15 protein-coding genes are annotated in these 19,216 nt (G+C 69.8%); 6 read left to right on the top strand and 9 right to left on the bottom strand.

Annotated elements, in window-relative coordinates; translation table 11 throughout:
• The 3 genes from KDM41_12160 to KDM41_12150 form a co-directional block, all read left to right on the top strand.
• A partial coding sequence (locus tag KDM41_12160; GenBank protein MCB1184181.1) for a hypothetical protein occupies window positions 1-187 on the top strand: 187 nt, incomplete at its 5' end.
• A gap of 120 nt (window positions 188-307) precedes the next feature.
• Window positions 308-3,004, top strand: coding sequence for a serine/threonine-protein kinase (locus KDM41_12155; GenBank protein ID MCB1184180.1), 2,697 nt, complete (start codon window positions 308-310; stop codon window positions 3,002-3,004).
• 183 nt (window positions 3,005-3,187) lie between these two features.
• Complete coding sequence (locus tag KDM41_12150) at window positions 3,188-3,634, top strand: hypothetical protein (GenBank protein ID MCB1184179.1); 447 nt, start codon at window positions 3,188-3,190, stop codon at window positions 3,632-3,634.
• 9 nt (window positions 3,635-3,643) lie between these two features.
• On the opposite strand, the gene KDM41_12145 is transcribed toward KDM41_12150, so the two are convergent.
• The 5 genes from KDM41_12145 to KDM41_12125 form a co-directional block, all read right to left on the bottom strand.
• A complete protein-coding gene (locus KDM41_12145; protein ID MCB1184178.1) occupies window positions 3,644-6,955 on the bottom strand; it encodes a carbohydrate-binding protein in 3,312 nt (1,103 codons plus the stop codon).
• 173 nt (window positions 6,956-7,128) lie between these two features.
• Window positions 7,129-9,165, bottom strand: a complete 2,037-nt coding sequence (locus KDM41_12140; protein ID MCB1184177.1) for a PAS domain-containing protein — start codon at window positions 9,163-9,165, stop codon at window positions 7,129-7,131.
• A 252-nt stretch (window positions 9,166-9,417) separates the two neighbouring features.
• Window positions 9,418-10,071, bottom strand: a complete 654-nt coding sequence (locus KDM41_12135; protein MCB1184176.1) for a hypothetical protein — start codon at window positions 10,069-10,071, stop codon at window positions 9,418-9,420.
• Window positions 10,058-10,765, bottom strand: coding sequence for a hypothetical protein (locus KDM41_12130; protein MCB1184175.1), 708 nt, complete (start codon window positions 10,763-10,765; stop codon window positions 10,058-10,060). The genes KDM41_12135 and KDM41_12130 overlap by 14 nt, the downstream gene beginning before the upstream one ends.
• A 32-nt stretch (window positions 10,766-10,797) precedes the next feature.
• Window positions 10,798-11,613 (bottom strand): peptidyl-prolyl cis-trans isomerase, encoded by an 816-nt coding sequence (locus KDM41_12125; protein ID MCB1184174.1) that lies wholly within the window; start codon window positions 11,611-11,613, stop codon window positions 10,798-10,800.
• 255 nt (window positions 11,614-11,868) lie between these two features.
• On the opposite strand from KDM41_12125, the gene KDM41_12120 reads away from it, so the two are divergent.
• On the top strand, window positions 11,869-12,333 hold the full coding sequence (locus KDM41_12120; GenBank protein MCB1184173.1) for a DUF1801 domain-containing protein: 465 nt from the start codon (window positions 11,869-11,871) through the stop codon (window positions 12,331-12,333).
• An 84-nt stretch (window positions 12,334-12,417) separates the two neighbouring features.
• Here KDM41_12120 and KDM41_12115 read toward each other — a convergent pair whose 3' ends face one another.
• Window positions 12,418-12,645: a hypothetical protein gene (locus KDM41_12115; GenBank protein ID MCB1184172.1), complete on the bottom strand. Its 228-nt coding sequence runs from the start codon at window positions 12,643-12,645 to the stop codon at window positions 12,418-12,420.
• Window positions 12,646-12,746: 101 nt separating this feature from the next.
• Window positions 12,747-13,067, bottom strand: a complete 321-nt coding sequence (locus KDM41_12110; GenBank protein ID MCB1184171.1) for an RNA-binding protein — start codon at window positions 13,065-13,067, stop codon at window positions 12,747-12,749.
• A 535-nt stretch (window positions 13,068-13,602) separates the two neighbouring features.
• Between KDM41_12110 and KDM41_12105 the strand changes: the two genes are divergently transcribed.
• Window positions 13,603-14,799, top strand: coding sequence for a class I SAM-dependent rRNA methyltransferase (locus KDM41_12105; GenBank protein ID MCB1184170.1), 1,197 nt, complete (start codon window positions 13,603-13,605; stop codon window positions 14,797-14,799).
• A gap of 273 nt (window positions 14,800-15,072) precedes the next feature.
• Here KDM41_12105 and KDM41_12100 read toward each other — a convergent pair whose 3' ends face one another.
• Both KDM41_12100 and KDM41_12095 read right to left on the bottom strand, forming a co-directional pair.
• Window positions 15,073-17,400 (bottom strand): protein kinase, encoded by a 2,328-nt coding sequence (locus tag KDM41_12100; protein MCB1184169.1) that lies wholly within the window; start codon window positions 17,398-17,400, stop codon window positions 15,073-15,075.
• A gap of 155 nt (window positions 17,401-17,555) precedes the next feature.
• A complete protein-coding gene (locus KDM41_12095; GenBank protein MCB1184168.1) occupies window positions 17,556-18,329 on the bottom strand; it encodes a class I SAM-dependent methyltransferase in 774 nt (257 codons plus the stop codon).
• 405 nt (window positions 18,330-18,734) lie between these two features.
• On the opposite strand from KDM41_12095, the gene KDM41_12090 reads away from it, so the two are divergent.
• Window positions 18,735-19,216, top strand: a 482-nt coding sequence (locus KDM41_12090) for a hypothetical protein (protein MCB1184167.1), incomplete at its 3' end; no start/stop codon positions are given.

Below are 19,216 nucleotides of genomic sequence, written 5' to 3'. Positions count from 1 at the left end.
CGGCGGCGCCGGCGGGCCGGGCGGACCCTGCTTCGGATTCTACGCGCCGGGCGTGACCCTGAACCTGAGCGGCGCCACCTACCAGGCCGGGACGCCCGGCACCGGCGGCACCGGCGGCGCGGGTGCGGGTGCGGCCACGTCCGGCCAGGACGGGCCCGACGGGGTCGTGGGCAACGTCTACAACTAGGCCACACCACGGCGGGGCGCGGGACGTTCCCGCGCCCCGCGAATGCCCCTCGAAAAATCCCCGCCGGACTGGTTTAATGGCCATGAACCCACGATTCTCCCCCGATCCCGAAAGTCCCCCATGATCGGCAAGTCCCTCCTCGGCTTCGAAGTCCTCGAGTCCATCGGCAAAGGCGGCATGGGCGAGGTCTACCGGGCCCGGGACACCAAGCTGGGCCGCGACGTGGCCCTGAAGATCCTGCCGGCGGACATGGTCGGCGACCTGGAGCGCGAGGGCCGCTTCAAGCGCGAGGCCCGCGCCCTGGCCAGCCTGCAGCACCCCAACGTGGCCAGCGTGTACGGCTTCGAGGAGACCGGCGGCGTCCACTTCCTCGTCATGGAGCTGGTCGCCGGCCAGGACCTCTCCCGGCGCCTCGCCACAGGACGCCTGCCGGTGGACGAGGCCCGCGACGTCGCCGGCCAGATCGCCGCGGGCATGGAGGCCGCCCACGAGAACGGCATCGTCCACCGCGACCTGAAGCCCGCCAACGTCATGCTCACGCCCGACGGCGAGGTGAAGATCCTGGACTTCGGTCTCGCCCAGGCCTGGTTCGGCGAATCGCCCGACGACCCCGAGTCGTCCAGCAACCCCACCCTGACCGCCGGCATGACCCAGGTGGGCGCCATCCTCGGCACGGCGGCCTACATGGCGCCCGAGCAGGCCCGCGGCAGCCACGTCGACCGGCGCGCCGACATCTGGGCCTTCGGCGTGATCCTCTTCGAGATGCTGACGGGCCGGCAGCTCTTCCAGGGCGAGACCGTCAGCGACACCCTGGCCGCCGTGCTGCGCAAGCAGCCCGAGTGGGAACTGCTGCCGCGCGAGGAAGCCCCCGATCTCTGCCACCTCGTTTCCCGCTGCCTCGAGCGCAACCCCAAACAGCGCCTCCGCGACATCGGCGAGGCCCGCGTGCTGCTGCAGGGAACCGCCGACAGCCGGACGCAACTGTCCTTCCTCGCCCCGCCGGACGCGGGCGATCGGTCGACCGGATCCCGCCGCGCCGTCGCGGTCGGCGCGACGGTTGCCGCGATCATCGGCCTGCTCCTGGGCGGCTGGCTGGCCACGAGGTTCCTGGTCCACGAGGGGCCCCTGCCCCTGCTGCACACCATGATCCCGGCGCCGGCGGGCACCATCTACGACCTGCGCAGCGAAGCGCCCGGCCCGGCCGTCCTCTCGCCCGACGGCACCATGGTCGCGTTCTCCGCCCTCGAGGAGGACGGCACGCGGCGCCTCTACATCCGGCGCCTCGACCAGGGCGAGGCCGTGCCCTTCGCCGGCACCGAGTCGGCCGCGTACCCGTTCTGGTCGCCGGACAGCCGCAGCGTCGCCTTCTTCGACGAGGACGACGGCAAACTCCGGAAGGTCCCCGCCACCGGCGGTCCGCCCATCACCCTGTGCCAGGGCGGCAACGGCAAGGGCGGTTCCTGGAACGCCGACGGCGACATCCTCTTCGCGCCCGTGGCGAACGGCGGCATCCACCACGTGCGGGCCACCGGCGGCACGGCGCGGGAGATCATCCCTCTCGGCTTGGAGTACGACTCGTTCCGGCACCCGCGCTTCCTGCCCGACGGCCGGCACTTCCTCTTCGTGGGCCGCATCAGCGCCAACAGCGGCCTGTGCCGGATCTTCCTGGCCTCCCTCGACTCGACGACGGCCCCCCGCGTCGTCTGCGAGTCCGAGTCCAACGCGGAGTACCACGACGGGCACCTGTTCACCGTGCGGGACAACGTGCTGGTGGCGACCCCCTTCACGCTCGACCAGGAGGGCGTCAGCGAGGCCGGCATCCCGGTCGTGGACAACATCCTGACCGTGCCGGGCGCCCGGGCCGCCGTGTTCAGCGTCTCGGACGCCGGCATGATCGTCTACCAGACGGGCGCCCGCGACGGCTCGGGCAACGTGCTGTTGTGGGAGGACGTCGAGACGGGCGAACGGGCGATCCTGGGCGCGCCCGGGCAGTACTACCATCCCCGCATCTCGCCGGACGGGAGCCTGGCCGTGTGCGAGGTCCGGGACGCGGACGGCATCGGCACCGACCTGTGGCTCGTCGACCTCGCGACGGAGCTGAAGACCCGCTTCACCTTCGCGCCGGGCAGCGAGACCCACGCCGTGTGGTCGCCCGACGGGGAAGCCGTGTTCTACACGGAGCGCGACGCATCCGGCTTCCGGATCGTGCGGAAGCCCGTCGAGGGCACCGGCGTGGGAACCGTCGTCCTGGAGAGTCCGCGCCGCATCCTCCCCACCAGCGTGAGCCCCGACGGGCGCCGGCTGCTCCTGACCTGGACCCCGGAGAACGGGGACGACGAGATCCGGCAGCTGCCGCTGGACGACCCCCGCGGCGAAATGACGGTCCTGGTCAGCGGCCCGGGCCAGTCCGTGGGAACCGGCGTCTACTCGCCGGACGGGCGCTGGGTGGCCTTCGGACTCTTCATCGGGACCGATTGGCAGACGTACGTCATGCCGGCCGAGGGGGGCGAGCGGCGCTGGCAGGTCTCGACCGATGGGGCCGTCTACCCGGTGTGGGCCCCGGACGGCAGGCGGCTGTTCCTCAGCGGCACCAAGGGCGACATCCTCGTCTACGAAGTGGACGGCAGCGGAAGCACGTTCCGGACCGGCTCCCACCGCACCATCAGCACGCCCTACTCGCCCGACCCCTCGGGCAAGTACTACGACCTGCACCCGGACGGCCGGCGCATCCTGCAGTCGCGGGGGGATCCCGCCGCGCGCAGCGAGACCTCGCCCCTGCACCTGGTGACCGACTGGCGGCGCGAAGCGGCGCGGTAGGCCCCGGATCCGGCCCCTGGCCCGCGATCCGGCCGGGCGCCGCCGCCTGCCGGGAATCGGTCAAGGCCCCCCTCCCGCGGCCGAAAGTCATTGAAGATTCTACGTATCCAGATGGCCGAACGACCGCTCGCCCGCGCAGGAGAGTTCCGGATGCCTCGCGTTTCGCCACAACTGAGGATCACGTTGACGTACGTCGTCTTCGGGACGGCGTGGATCTTCTGGTCGGACAAGGCGCTGGCGGTGCTCGCGCGGCAGCCCGAGCTGCTGTCGTTCCTGCAGACCTGCAAGGGCTGGCTCTTCATCCTCGTCACCGCGGCGTTCCTCTACGTGATGATCGCGCGCTCCGGTGCGGCGATCCGTCATCACGAGCAGGAGAAGCAGCGGGTCTACGACGCGACGCTCACCGCCATGCACCACATCCTGAACAACTTCCTCAACCAGATGATGCTCTTCCGGACCGAGGCGGAGCAGTCCGGCGACTTCGACCCGGAGATCCTCGGCTACTACGACCTCGTCATGGAGGACGCCCGGCAGCAGATCACGCGCCTCGAGGGCGTGGCCGATGTCTCGCCGGAGACGATCCGGGGCGCCATCTTCCCGGGAATGCCGGTCGAGTACGAACAGGTCTAGCACCCGCCTCTACTTCACCAGCACCATCTTCCCGATCCGCGCGGCGCCGCCCGCCTCCAGGCGGTAGAAGTACACGCCGCTGCCGAGGGTGCGCCCCTCGCCGTCGCGGCCGTCCCACGCGATCTCGTGCCGTCCCACCGGCAGGCGCCCGTCGGCCAGGACGCGCACCGCCCGTCCTCGCGCGTCGAACACCGTGACCCGCACGGGGCCGGCCGCGCCGATCTCGAAGGCGATCGTCGTGCTGGGGTTGAACGGGTTCGGGAAGTTCCGCACCGGCCCGATGGCGCCCGGCACCGCGCCGTCCGCGACGCCGCTCGGCGCCACGAATTCCACGTCGATGGCGTTCAGGCTGAACAGCCAGCCGGTCTTGTCGGTGTCGGAGTCGAAGTCGAAGCGCATGATGTGGACGCCGGCGCTCAGCGGCACGCCCTCGATCCGGATCGGCGTCCAGAACTGCCAGCCGCCGGTGGAGAGGACGTCGCGCCGGCCGCTCACGTCGACGTTGTCGATGGAGAGGGTGAAGTTGCCGAAGCCCGGCACGGTGGACACGAAGGGGACGAAGTCGTAGTACCCCGCCTCGGCCACCGCGAACGTGTACTCGATCCACTCGCCGGCCACGATCCAGAACACGTCGTAGCCGCCGCCCGCGGCGCCCTCGAGATCGACACCCTCGTCCGGCCGGAAGGCGGTGCCGATGTTGGCCCCCTCCACGTCGTGGTAGGCGATGCCCTCGCCGCCGAGGTCGTAGTGTTCGGCCTCGATGCGCCCGGGCACGGCCGCCGGCGTCCCCGCGTAGGGGCCGCCGTTGGGCAGCACCGTCACCAGCACGCTGTCCCGCGCCGTGAGCGCGAGGGGGTTCGTCACCGCCAGGTGCACCCAGTGCTCGCCGACCGCGGTGAAGACGACGGTCGTGTCGGCCTGCGTGCTCGTGCCCAGGTCGCCGAAGGTCCAGGCGAAGTCCAGCGGCAGCCCGTTCGGATCGAAGCTCAGGCTGCCCTGGAAGGCCACCGTCAGCGGCGACTTGCCCGACGTCCGGTCGGCCGTCAGCAGCACGACCGGCGTGTCCGGATCCTGCGGCGACGTGCTGAACGACGCCAGCTCGCCCGGCTCCACGGTGAATGAGAACCCGTCCGTGAAGGTGACCATGCGCGCGGCCGCGCCGGCGTTCCAGGCCACGTAGGTCAGGTCGCCGGCCGGATCGCGGAACACGGCGTGGGTCGCGATGTCGGCGCGGATCCCGGTCTCGACCCGCCCCATCTTCTTCAGGTTGAACAGCCAGTGCAGGGTGTGGGCCCGCGACTCGCCGTCGAAGGGCTCGTAGCCGCTGTCGGCGAAGTAGTGCGACAGGGCGAGGTTCGGGTCGGCCAGGGCCAGGTACTCCCACAGCACGTCCTGCCAGATGATCGGCTGCCCGCTGCGCTCGGCCACGATCTCGGCGTAGTTGGCCAGGACGTGGTCCGGATGGTGGCCCAGGTACAGCGATCCGGCCTGCACGGGCAGGATGTTGATGCCGTGGATGAACTCCGGATCGGCCCCGAACCAGGTCGAGTGCACGCCCTTGCCGCCCCACACCATGCCGATGGCCACGTGCGGGTAGTCGGCCGGGAACACGGCGTCGTCCACGTCGAACCAGTACTGCTGGACCGCCGACGTCTCGGTGGCGTGCAGGTACACGCCCAGGTCGCGGATGTCGGTCTGACCCGTGGCCTCGCCCCAGAGGATGGCGGCGGTGGCGAAGTTCATGGACTCCGAACTCGACTCCTGGTTGTTGCCGTCGCCGAAGTCGCCGTGCCCCGCGGCCCACGAGTGGCCGGCGTAGGCGTCGTGGGAGCGCAGGAAGGGGAACTGCGTGTCGGCGCGGTCCCAGTTGTTGGCGTCCTTGATCAGCAGGTTGACCATGCCGCCCCAGTGGTCGGGCGCCGCCCAGGTGCTGTCGTAGCGCGCGATGGTGGCCGCGCTCATGATGGCGTAGGCCGCGTGGAAGTGGTGGTCGTTGACCTGGTCGTCGGCCCCGAAGCCGGACGGGTACCCGGTCAGCACGTCCCACGTGTCGATGTAGGAGTACTCCTGCGCCCCGCCGACGGTGAACCAGTCCTCGAGCCGGGTCTTGAGCTCGGCCAGGAAGTGGTCGCGCTCGGCCGTGGCGCCGAGCTGGTCGGCGATGGGCACGAGATGGGCGAATCGGGCCATGGCCTTGCCGTTGTCGTAGGTGGGCCCGATAGGGAGGGTCTCGGCCGCCACGGCCTGCACCTGCGCGAGCAGTTCGGCGCGGTTGTAGTCGCCGCGATCGGGCAGCGCCGGCAGCACGCCGTGGAAGGGCAGCTCGGTGGTGAAGGTGCTGCCCGCGTAGAGCTTCATCTCGCCGTTGACCGACGGGTAGGAATACGCCGTCAGCGGCGCCGATGTGTGCAGCCACTGGTGGCGGTACAGGGCGGTCATCGTCTCGTCGACGCTGGTGCCGTTGCTCTCCATCAGCTCGGTCTGGTAGGCGTAGGTGGTGGTCACCGTCGCGGCGGCCTCGTCGTAGGTCCAGTCGACGGTGCTGCCGGTGACGAAGGCGTAGGCGTGGGCGCGGAAGAGCGCCATGGTCGCGGGCTGGGTGTCCGGCAGCAGGGCGATGGCGAGGTAGTCGCCGCCATTCAGCGTCGAGTGCAGCGGGCCCGCTCCGGTCCACGTCGAGCCGGTCGGCGGGAAGATGCCGTAGTGCCGGCCCTGGATCGTGAGCCCGAGCACGCCGTCCTGGTCGTACCAGGTCGTGAAGGCCCCTTCGGGCGTCACCACGGCATCGCCGCCGTTGACGCGGAAGAAGACGTAGGGCAGGCCGTGGCCGAAGGTCGCCTCCATGGTGGCCGACCCGTCGTCCCAGCGCGCCGTCGCGGTCCAGTCGCCGTAGTCGCGGGTCGTCGTCTGCGGCGAGGCGAGCCCGTCGACGCCCACCGTCAGCTGCTGCGACCACGGGAAGAGGTAGTCGTTGGCCGCGTAGACATGCGACGGCGTGTGGCCGATGCGCAGGCCCCCCGCCACCGCCTTGACCATCAGCGGGTGGGCGTAGAGCACGTTGGTGTGCGGGTCGCCGTAGAACGGGTAGATCAGGCTGCTCCAGAAATCGTTCGTCTGGGCGGGCAGGGAGAAGCCGGGCGCGACCTTCGGCGCGACGTTCGCGCCGGCCCAGTTGCGGGGCCCCACCTCGCCGGGCGGCAGGGTGGTGCTGTAGCTGCCCAGGCCCACGTCGACCGTGGCGGCGAAGGCGGTGCCGGCCAGGCCCAGGATGAGGGTGACGACGACGGGGAGCGGAGAGCGGGCCGACGACCTGGAGGGCATGGCGGGGCCTTTGCGTCAGGGTGCGGAAACGACAGGAGCGGTGCGCGCAGAAACTACCCGAACAGACTTTGTTCGGTTACCGATCATAGTGGATTTCGCGTTGGAAGATCAAGGCTTTCGTGTGGGCTGTCGTCCCTCGAGCGCAGGCGAGGCGGCGGCGAACCGTCCCGTCGTCAGTCCCGTTCGTCCAGCGCCTTGCGTACCTGGACGGCCAGCTCCTTCTGCGAGAACGGCTTGTGGACGAAGTGGACCCCCTCGTAGAGGATGCCGCGATCCGCGATCACATCGGCCGTATAGCCGGACATGAAGAGGACCCGCAATCCGGGCACGACCTCTTTCGCCCGTCCCGCCAGTTCATGCCCGTTCATGCCGGGCATGACCACGTCGGTCACGAGCAGGTCCAGATCGTCGCGGTGGCCATTCGCCAACTCGAGGGCCAGTTCCGGAGTGCCGGCCTTCAGGACCACGTACCCCAGGTTCCCGAGCATCTCCGCCGCCATGTTCAGGATGTACTGCTCGTCCTCGACGAGCAGCAGCATCTCGCCCGGCTGGGCCCGCGGAGCCGCCTCGGGCAAGCCGGCCCGCGCCACCTGTCGCCCGCGTTGCCGCGGCAGGTAGATGGTGAAGGTCGTCCCGACGCCGAGCTCGCTGTACACGTTGATGAAGCCCTCGTTCTGCTTGACGATGCCCAGGACGGTGGCCAGGCCCATGCCGGTGCCCTTGCCCAGCTCCTTGGTCGTGAAGAAGGGCTCGAAGATCATGTCCCGGGTCGTCTCGTCCATGCCGGAGCCGTCGTCGCTGATCGTCATGCACACGAAGTCGCCCGGGACGAAGCCGGCGTGGTGGTCGCAGTACTGCTGATCGAAGGTCCGGGTCGAGGTCTCGATGGTGATCCTGCCCACGCCCCCGATGGCGTCGCGGGCGTTGACGCAGAAGTTGACCAGCAACTGGTCGAGCTGGACCGGATCGATCCGCACCGGCCAGACCCCCGGATCCGGGCGCCAAGCCAGCTCGATGTCCTCGCCGATCAGGCGGCGCAACATCTTGAGCATGCTTTCGACCGTCTCGTTCAGGTCCAGGATCCTGGGCGCGATGGTCTGCCGGCGCGAGAAGGCCAACAGCTGCCGCGTGAGATCCGCCGAACGCTGGGCCGCGCCGAGGACGATCTCCAGGTCCTTCCGGATCTCGTTGTCCTCCGGGATCTTCTCGAGGACGAGCTCGGTGTAGCCCTGGATCACGCTGAGCATGTTGTTGTAGTCGTGCGCCACGCCGCCGGCCAGCCGCCCCACCGACTCCATCTTCTGGGACTGCGCCAGCTGATTCCGCAGGTTCTCCTTCTCGAGCTCGGCCAGCTTCGAGTCGGTGATGTCGGTGATGATGCCGTGCCACAGCGTCCCGCCGTCGGGCAAGCGCTCGGGGTGGGCCAGGCACAGGCGCCACCGCAGCCCCTGCCGGGGCAGGACCACGCGGAACTCGCAGTGGAACGTTTCGAGGGTCCGCGCCGAATCGAAGATGTCCTCGGCGACCCGGTTGACGTCCTCGGGATGCAGCCTGCCGAAGACCGGGCTCGCGTCCTCGCGGACCTCCTCGGGCGTGACCTCGTAGATGTCCGCCATGCCGGGACTCGAGTAGGGGAAGGCCGAACTCCCGTCGGGGAAGAGCCGGTACTGGTAGATCACGCCCGGCACCAGGCGCGCGAGATTGGACAGCAGGTCGTCCGACTCGGTGACCCTGCGGTTGGCCGTCTCGAACTCGGTGACGTCCATGATGTTGCCGACGACCTTGACGACCCGCCCCTCGGCCAGCACCGGTTCGGCGGTCGACCGGACATGGATCCGGCGGCCGTCGCGCATGGTCATGGCGGCTTCGAGGTCGTAGGGCTCGGCGTGCTCGATGCAGCGCTGGAACGCGGCTTCGACGCGGGTGCGGTCCTCCGGATCGAGGCAGGCGAGAGAGGCTTCGAGGAGGGTGGCGGAGTCGGCGAATTCGGCCGGGGAGAACCCGTGGATCCGGCTCGTCTCCTCGGTCCAGGTCAAGGTTCCCGAACCGACCTGCCATTCCCATCCCCCGACCCGGGCCAGCCGCTGGGTGGTGCTGAGGATCCGCTCGCTGTCCCTGAGCGCCTTCTGAACGGACCGGAGCTCGTCGCGCTCCCGTTCCAGCATGCGGATCCGCGCGGCGAGCTCTTCGTAAGTCGGCACGTGGTCCATGAAACTTCCCGTGTCGGCTCTCGAGCGGGCTCCCGCCCCATGGACGCAGCACGGTGACGTCGCGGTACCGGAGCCCTCGTTCTCCCGAGCACTAGCACAGCGAATAGACGAAGTCAAATCATCGGACCATGGTCACCGCGAGCCCGGCCCGATCGATGGCCCGGCCGGGTCGCGCCTCGTCCCCGCGCGAACAAAAGGGCCGCCCGGACCTTCTGGTCGAAGCGGCCACTCTCCGCGGCGCCGGCTCGCGCCCTACTTGATCAGCCCGTCGTCCACCAGCATCGCCACGAGCTCGGACGCCGCCCGGGAGGCCATCACCTTCCAGCCCCCGGAGCCCTCGTCGACGATGACCACCGCCTGCCTCGGTGGATTCTCGCGGCCCGCAGGGCCTTCGATGTACGCGCCGAGGTCCACGTCCGTGATCTCGCTGGAGGAGAACAGGCCGAAGTACCCGACATCGGTCAGGGTCTCCATGTACCGTTCCTTCACCCAGAGGATGGCGTCGGCCCCGAGCCGTTCCGCCGGTTCCCGGAACGCGGCCTCGCTCAACTCGATGCCGGTCAGGCGATAGAATCCGGTGTCGACGCCGACCGAATCGAAGGCGGCGGCCATGGCGGGAACGAACACGTCGGCGAAACAGGTGAAGTCCTGCGCCACCCCCGTCGCCACGGCGTCCGAGGTGCGGGGGGCGGGGGTGGTCTCCCGGTCGAGCTCCCGCGTATCGAGCACGACGAAGACCCGCCGGAGGGTGAGTTCGAGGCCGTCGTCGTAGCGGGACTCGACCGTGATTTTCGGCGGCTTCGCGCACCCGGCCAGGAGCACGAGGGCCACCCAGGCCAGGGCTGCCGCGATGCTGACGGCCCGACGGCCCCGACGGGCCGCGACACGCGGATCAGAAGTCCTCATCGGCGATCCCCCCTGCCGGGCCGGGCTCCCCGGGATCCGGCGCCTCCGCGTTGCTCTCCACGACGCCGTCGGCGACCAGCGTCGCGACCAGCGAACGGGCGGCGGCCTGGGCCATGCTCAGCCAGTTGCCGCCGTGCTTGTCCACCCGGATCGACGCCCGCCAGGTGAACTCGTTCGGTCCGGCGCCGTTGCGGATGGCGCAATCCAGCGTCACCTCGGAGATCTCCTCGTAGGGCACGAGCACCCAGGGTTCATTGTGGTGCACGAACCCGGTGTAGGCGGACGTCACCCACACCACCTCGTCGGCCCGGAAATCGGCCGCGAGCCGACGGCACACGTCCTCGTCGAGTTCCTCCTGCGTGTTCCGGTAGGACCCGCAGGCGACGCCGATCTTCGCGAAGCGCGCGCTCAGCTCCTGCTGGAAGAAAGTCCCGAAGCACACCGAGTCGGCCTTGCCCAAGCCGAACTCGGCCTCCTGATACCGGACCTCCGCCGTCTCCTCGTCGACCGCGCGCAGGTCGACCACGACGAAGATCCGGCCCGCGCCGGCGCCGAGGCCGGCGCCGACGTTCGAGCGGGTCGAGACGGCGGGGACCGAGCACCCGCCCAGCAGGGCCAGCGCACAGAGCGCGCATCCGGCGACGAAGCCGGTCGTGACCCGGGCGGCGCGCGGGCCGCGGTCGTCGAACTCCATGGGCACCCCCCTGATCGGACCTGCGGGACCGACTACTTGTAGCGCTGGATCAGGTGGTACCCGAACGGCGTCTCCACCGGGCCGCTGACGCCGCCGACCTCCAGCCCGAACGCCGCTTCCTCGAACGCCGGATGCATACGGCCACGCCCGAAGGAGCCGAGATCGCCGCCGTTGGGACCGGTGGGGCCGTCGCTGTACTCGCGGGCCATGGCCGCGAAGTCGCTCCCGGCGTCGATCTTCTGCTTCACCTCGTTGATGCGCACGAGCGCCTCTTCCTTCGTCCGCGTGATCTCGGCCGGCTTGCGCATGGAGTCGACGTGCATGACCAGGATGTGCCGCGCGGAGACCTTCTCGACCTTCTTGCGCATGATGATGTGGTAGCCGAAGCCCGTCTCCACGGGGTCGCTCACGTCGCCGATGTCCATGGCCAGGATCGCCTGGTCGAACTCGGGCACCATGCGGCCCTGGGTCCACACGCCGAGGTCGCCGCCGGTCGGGCCGGACGGGCCGTCGCTGTACTCGCGGGCCAGGGCCGCGAAGTCGCCGCCGTCGCGGGCCAGTTTCGCCACTTCCTGGGCCCGGGCGAAGGCCTCTTCCTTGGTGCGCGTGATCGTGGCCGGCGCCCGCTGGCTGCCCTGGTACATGATGAGGATGTGCGCCCCGGCCAGTTCCTGGGGCTCGGCGCTCGGCGCGGGGGCCGCGGCCGGGGTCGCGGCCTGGCCGTGGTCGGCGGCCTGGACCTGCTCCGCGGTCTGCGTCGCGGCCTCGTCGGCGTCCTTGTTGCAGGCCGCCACGGCGGCCAGGGCGATCAGGAGGACCAACAGCGCGGCCCGAGTCGTGCGATTCATGGTAGTCCGTTTCCGGGGCCGGCCATCCGCGATGCGCGGCGGGCCGGACACCCTCATGGGAGGGGCGCGGGAAGCGTCGGCCGCCCGCGCGGGTGGTTCGGGATCTGAACAGGGATCCAAGGTAGTGCATGCGGGGGGACCGGGTCAAAGGGGGATGAAGGACTCCGGCGGTCGACTGCGGTGTGATATCTTGGGTGGGCCCGAGACGTCGGCCGGTCCGGCCGGCGCCTATGAACGCAGCGCGGAGCCAGGAACATGGAGACAACTGCGGCCGCCCAGGTGCGCCGGTTTATCGGGAAGTACTCGCCTGAAGTCGCCCGGACCCTCAGAGACTCCCGGCGCAGGATGCGCGCGCTCGTCCCGCGCGGATATGAACTCGTCTATGACAACTACAATGCCCTGGCGATCGGGTATGGTCCCGGCGAGCGGGCATCGGATGCGATCGTCTCGTTGGCGGGATATCCCCGCTGGGTCACCCTGTTCTTCCTGAACGGCGCGAACCTGGACGACCCGTATGGGCTCCTCGAGGGCACGGGGAGGCAGGCCCGGAGCATCCGGCTCGGATCAGCGGCAGACCTGGACCGTCCCGAAGTCACGCACCTCGTCGAGATCGCCCTGCGGCCCCATGACGCGGAGTTCGCCCGATGCCCCCGGATCAGGACGGTTATCAAGTCGATCTCCGCCAAGCAGCGCCCACGCCGGCCCGCCGTGGCAGGCTGACGAACGGCGAAGACTCCGACATTCCGGCCGGGGCGGGCGCCCCTGTCGTCGCCCCCGGCACCGATCGGGCCTCCGGGGATTCGTCTAGATATCCTGAGGATGGTCCGTCTCGTCATCCCGCCCGTCACCCTGCTCGTCGTCCCCCTCGATCTCGACCGCGTTGCCCCACTCGTCGACCTCCACGATCGGCGCCCCGGCGCCGCCCTCGCCCGCGGCCTTCCGCTCGGCGCGCTCGGCGCGCTTCGCTTCCTTCTTCTTCTGCTTCTCCAGCTCCTTGCGGCGCTTTTCGAACGTGAAATGCGACTTCGCCAAGGTTCGGCCTTTCGTTCCGGGTCCATCCTCAAAAGAAGACCCCGCCACCACTCGGGCAGCGGGGTCCGTCTCGTCAGCAGTCTACCTGCCGGCAGGCCAACCTACCAGCGGCCACCACCGCCGCCGCCACGGCCGCCGCCGTAGCCGCCACGGCCACCGCCGCCGCCGCCACCGCCGCGCTGACGGTCCTGGGCCTCGTTGACGCGCAGCGCGCGACCGCCCATCTCCTGGCCGTCCAGGGCGTCGATCATGCCCTGCAGAGCGTCGTCATCCACTTCCACGAAGCCGAAGCCACGCGGACGGCCCGTCTCGCGGTCGTTGATCAGCGCCACCGAGTGCACGGTGCCGTGCTGCCCGAAGAGCTCAGTGATTTCGTCCTCGGTCGCGCTGAAGGGCAGGTTGCCCACATACAGTTTCTTCACAGTCTTGTCTCCACTGCCGGCTTTCCGGCTTGACCGAGCGCTGGGGGTTGGCGGCCATTTCCGCCGGACCTGTCGCGCTCCAGAAAAGGCCACTGCCCACGGTGGGCGGCAGCCGCGTTCCCCGACGGTCGGGGAAGACGATTGTGCCTTTTCAGCGCGCCGGAGTCAATCCCCTGCGTGGCCGAGGGCACGAATTCTCGGAGTCAGAGAGGCGTCGGGCGCGATGCGCGCTCGGCGAGGGCCTCGTCATGATCTCGGGGTTCAACAAAGGCGGAGCGGGGACAAGCGCTGGAGGCCGCGATTCGTTGCCGTTCCTGCGAATCACACGCCGCCATCCCGGGCGGGAGGCGGCCATCCGGGCCGGAAACGACAGCCGCGGACTTCGCTCAATTCGGGTATACGGGCGGAATGATAGGAAAAAATCGGCGGATGTCCAGTTTTTTGACGCCGGGCCGGCCATCCCGTATCATGCCCCGCACCGCAACGATCACCGTGCGCCGCCCGCCGACGGCGCCGAACCGGAGGCCCGAATCCCGTGCAGTCCCTGCCGGTCCTCTTCCTCAAGCGCAACGCCGACCGGCGCGTCCGAAGCGGCCACCCGTGGATCTACGGCAACGAGATCGACGCCGAACGCACGCCGCCGGGCGGCCTGGAACCGGGCACGCTGGTCGAGGTGCGCGCCGCCGACCGCCAGGCCGTCCTGGGCATCGGCTACGTCAACCCGGTCTCGCTGATCACGGTGCGGCTGCTGGACATCGCCCCGGGGCAGGCCGTCGGCGACTGGCTGGCCGCCCGCCTGGCCACCGCCCTCGCCCTGCGCGAGAAGCTCTCGCCGGAGCCCTGCTACCGGCTGGTCCACGGCGAGGCCGACGGGCTGCCGGGCCTCGTCGTCGACCGCTTCGGCGACCACCTGGCCGTCCAGGTCAACACCGCCGGCATGGAGGCGCTCACCGCCCCGCTGCTGGACACCCTCGAGACGCTGTTGCATCCGCGGGGAATCCTGCTGCGCAACGACGCGTCGGTGCGCGAGCGCGAAGGCCTCGTGCGCGAGGTGGTCGTCGGCCGCGGCGAGGTGCCCGACGAAGTGGAGATCAGCGAGGACGGCACGCGATTCCTGGTGCCCCTGCGCACCGGCCAGAAGACAGGCTGGTTCTACGACCAACGCTGGAACCGCCGCGTGCTGCCCCACTTCGCGCCGGGCGCGCGGGTGCTCGACCTCTTCTGCTACCTGGGGGGCTGGGGCGTGCGGGCCGCGACCTGCGGCGCGCGCGAGGTCGTGTGCGTCGACGCGTCGGCGCCGGCGCTGGAGATCGTCGAGCGGAACGCCGCCCTCAACGGGGTCGCCGACCGGGTGCGCACCGTGCGCGGCGATGCCTTCGAGGTGCTCAAGCAGTTCCACCGGGACGGCGAGACGTTCGACGTGCTCGTGGTCGACCCGCCCGCCTTCATCAAGCGGCGCAAGGACCTCGACGCCGGCCGCGAGGCGTACCGCCGCGTCAACCACCTGGCGGCGCGGCTGGCGGCCGACGAGGCGGTCCTCGTCTCGTGTTCCTGCTCGTCGCACCTGCCGGAACCCGAACTCGAGGAGATCTGCCACCAGGCCGCCCGGCAGGCCGGCCACCGCTGCCGCTTCCTGTTCCGCGGCGGCCAGGGTCCGGACCACCCGGTCCACCCCGCCATGCCGGAGACGCGCTACCTGAAGGCCCTGACGGCGGCGTTGTCGCGGGGGTGAGGGCGGCCCACGATCCGCCGGCGTAGGGAATCATCGATCCATTGGTCCGGGATCGTGGCGCCATAGGTCCTGAACTTGGACCCGGTGCGGGGCGATCGACGCTCAGAGGCGGCATTGGGCTGCGGGAGGTTCCCCGGGGGGGTAGAATTGTGTCAAGTAGCGAGGGAGATCATCGGCCTGGTGCCTTTGGGTTGGCGCGGATGAAGTATTGACGATCGAGCAGGGGCTCCACTTTTCGCCCCGAAGACGGCTCACCGTCTTGCCCCCCCGACATCACTCCCCGCGCGACAACAGCGCCGCCACGCGCGGCGCCAGGGGGATGGCCGCATAGCGCGCCACGTGCTCCCGGGAACGCGCCAGCAGCGGCGCCACCTCCGGGTGCGCGACCCACTCCCGCCAGACCGCATGGGTCTCGACGATCGGGCCGATGTAGCTCATGCCGAGATCCACCGAACGCCCGAGCCACCTGACCACGTTCGGCACATCGCCCAGCACGGCGAAACCCTCGGCGACGCACTCGGTGTACTGGAAGTCGTTCCAGAGGGTCCCCTCCACCGCGGGCGTCAGGTGCACCAGGGCCGCCGCCCGATCGCCCCTCGCCGCTTCACCCAGGAACTGGCCCATGGCGTTCAGCGGACCCGGTTGCTGCGAGCGCGCGAAGGCGGCCGCCCGCTGCACGTGCGCGTGATCCCCCGCGGCGAGCCCCGCGACGAGTTGGAACAGGCCCCAGGGGGCCTGCGGGAAATTCTGCGGGCCGCCGTCGAAGCCGGCGATCACGGACTCGGGTCGACCGCGGAACATGTCGGTCACGTGCAGAAGCAACCTCGTGATGCCGCTCTCGTGGGTCCGCAGGACATCACGGGCCACGACGGTGGCCGCGTCGAGACGCGAGGAGAAGAACAGCAGGATCCCGTACCAGGTGCCGATGTCCTCGTCCGCCGGCATGGCCTCGTGGGCCACGGACAGGTTGCGGAGCCCTGTCTCGACATCGCCGCGCGCGATCGCCACCAGGCCGCGGATCTCGTGCACGTACGGGCTCTCCGGACTGAGGCGGGCGATGTCGTCCGCATAGGCCAGCGCCTGGTCCAGGCGTGAGATGTCGTCGGACAACCCGTGATTGATGGCCGCCCAGCAGGCCCGTCCCAGGCCACGCAGAACGAACACGTTGTCCGGTTCGAGGTCGGACGCCCGCTCCAGGTGCTGCATCGCGTTCGCGAGGCCCGACACCGTGAATTCGCCAAGCTCCTCCCGCGCCCGGAGATACGCGTCGTAGGCCTCGGCGTTCCGGATGGGGTGGTCGAGCAGCTTCGCCTGCTCGTGCGGCGTGAGCGTCAACTCGAGCGCGTGGACGGTGGCCTGCGCCACCCGGTCCTGCATGTCGAAGACGTCGTCCATGGTGCCGTCGAACTTCTCGGCCCAGAGCGAGCGATCCGTCTTCGCATCCAGCAGCGAAACGGCGATGCGGATGCGCGGCCCGGACTTGCGCACGCTTCCCTCGAGCAGGTGGGTGACGCCGAGGTCGCGCGCGATCTGCGCCGGTGAGTCGGCGCGGTCGCGATAGGGCATCACGCTCGTGCGCGACGAGACCCGGAGCTCCTCGACATGCGACAGCATGAGGATGACCTCCTCCGTCAGCCCGTCGGCGAAATAGCCGTTCTCGGGGTCCGAACTGAGATTGGCGAAGGGGAGCACGGCGATGGAGGCGGCTTCGGGGGCGCCTGCCGCCTCGGGCTGCGTCCGCAGCATGGAATCCGGGACGGAGCCGACGCGCCGCAACTCGTTGCCGACATCGAGCGCGGTCTGGAAGCGCTCCCGCGGGTTCTTCTCGAGACAACGGCTCACGATGCGCTCGAGATCTCCAGGCAGGTCCGGGCGAACGGAGGGCAGCGGATCGGGCGCGTCGCGCAGAATGGAGGAACTGACGTCTGCCGCCGTCGCGCCGGCGAAAGGCCGCCGACCGGTCGCCAGCTCGTAGAGGATGATCCCCAGCGCGAACAGGTCGCTGCGCGCGTCGACCTCCTCGCCGCGGACCTGCTCCGGCGACATGTAGGGCACCGTGCCGACCATGAGTCCCGGCGTCGACAGGGTGGCGGGCTGCGTCAGCTCCAGGTCGGGTTCGGCCGCCGCGAGCTTGGCGAGGCCGAAGTCCAGCACCTTGACGCGCCCTTCCCGGGTCAGCATCACGTTCCCGGGCTTCAGGTCGCGGTGCACCACGCCCTTTTCGTGCGCGGCGGTCAGGGCGTCGGAGAGCGCGATGCCGATCTCGACCACGCGCGTCAGCGGCAGGCCGCCGGACGTCACGTGCCGGTCGAGGCTCAGCCCCTCCACCAGCTCCATGGTGAGGAAGCGGACGTCGCCCTCGTCCTCGACCGCGTAGAGCACCACGATGTTGGGATGGTTGAGCGCCGCCACCGCCCGGGCCTCGCGCTCGAAGCGGGCGAGACGACCGGCATCCGCAGCCACACCGGCGGGCAGCACCTTGAGCGCCACCTCGCGGCCGAGACGCAGGTCCTTCGCCCGATAGACCTCTCCCATGCCGCCCGCACCCAGGTGCGAGGCGATCTCGTAGGTGCCGAGGCGGGTGCCGGGAGCAAGCGACATGCGCCGCAATCTACACGATGCCAAAGGAGCGTGCCACTCCGATATGTGTCGCCCCAAACCTGTCGCCGCACCCGGAATCCCTGAACCCAGGGGGACAGAATGAAGCACCGGGACCACCACAGGCCCCGGCGCTTCCGTTGAAGGTGGTGACCCGCTCAGTCCACCCGGCGCGTCACGTAGAACACGTACCCGAACCAGTCCGAGTACTTGCGGTAGTTCTCGATCTCACCGTGGGCCATCGCCAGGATGGCGCGCGACTCCGCACAGTCCTCGGCCGGCTGGAACCCCACCAGCCGCTCCTTCAGGTGCACGTAGAAGTTCTCCCACCAGGCGTGTCCGGGCAGGGTGAAGCTGCCCACCAGTTCGTACCCGCAGTCGGCCACGGTCCGCTTCACCGCGCCGGCGTGGGGCATGTCCGGGCAGATGCCCGCGAAGAAGTCGCGGCACGCGGCGGGCGCTTCGTCCTGCAGCCAGACCAGGTCGGTGAAGCCCAGGGCCCCACCGGGGACCAGCTGCGTCCGCCAGGCGCGCAAAGCCTGGGGGATGCCCATGACGAAGGCCGAGCCCTCGGCCCAGACCAGGTCGTACCCGCCCTCGCCGTCGGCCAGGGTGTTCATGTCGGCGCAGACGGGCCGGATCAGGTGTCCCAATCCGGCCGCCCCGGCGCGTCGTTGCAGCTCGTCCAGGTAGGGCTGGTGGTTGTCCAGCGCCGTCACCCGGCAGCCCAGTTCCCGCGCCAGGCACAGGGTCTGGGAGCCGTTGCCGCAACCCACGTCCAGCACGCGGAAGTCGCGCGACAGGCTCCCCAGGCCGCCATTGAACAGCAGGTCCAGGGCGCGGCGCGTGACAGCGTCGTCGCCGGGCGCCAGGCGCGGCAGCGCGGGGTCGAAGATCTCGTGGATGGCGTTCATCATCTTGTCGTGGTTCATGATGGGTATTCTCCCGTTGCACATGGAGGCCGGCATGGAGACAAGGAGCGTCCCCCTGCTCGCGGCACGTTTCTCACGTCGATTTCCTGTCACGGGGATGAGCAACGGCACGCGGAAGGGCGCTCCCGGGGGAGCGCGAACCCGAGCCGGGTCGGGACGTGCGGTTGCCTAGAATACAGTGGTCATGCGTGGGTAAGGATAGGCGGTTAGAAGGGATTGGGCAACCGGGGCGAGAGTAAGGGGCGAGCGGAAGGCGGCGAAGCCTGGACTGGCGGGGCACATGGACTAGCGGGGCGGATTGACCGAACGAACAGCCTTCCCTATGCTCATCGGGTATGTGAATTGCGATGACGGGGCATGGTTGGTTGGATCTTCTGTCTCTAAAGACATGTGATCGGAGGGGTCATGCTCTACCTGTCGCGCCTCGCCGGCGTTGTGTGCCTGTGCGCCATCATATTCTGCCCGAATCTCGTCCACGCCCAGGTCCTTGGCCCCATCGTCTCCTGGGGCCGGAACGTCGAGGGGCAGCTCGTCGTCCCGCCGCCCAACGACGACTTCATCCAGATCGAGGCCGGCGACGTGCACGGCGTCGGTCTGCGGTCCGACGGCACCGTCGCGGCCTGGGGCGAGAACATCTACAACCAGTGCGAAATCTACCAGCCCAACCAGGACTTCGTGGCAATCGCGGCCGGCGGCTACCACACGCTGGGACTGCTCTCGGACGGCTCGATCCGGGCCTGGGGTGACAACCGCGACGGTCAGTGCGCCCTGCCGGTCCCCAACAGCGGCATCGTCGCCATCGCCGGCGCCTGGTACCACAGCCTGGCGCTCAGGAGCGATGGGTCCATTGCAGCATGGGGCTACAATCGCACCGGCGGCTGCAACGT

This window comes from bacterium (genome assembly GCA_020440705.1).
In the GTDB taxonomy this organism is placed as follows: domain Bacteria; phylum Krumholzibacteriota; class Krumholzibacteriia; order LZORAL124-64-63; family LZORAL124-64-63; genus JAGRNP01.
Note: the sequence above shows the minus strand (reverse complement) of the source record. Positions and strands in the feature narration are given on the sequence as shown.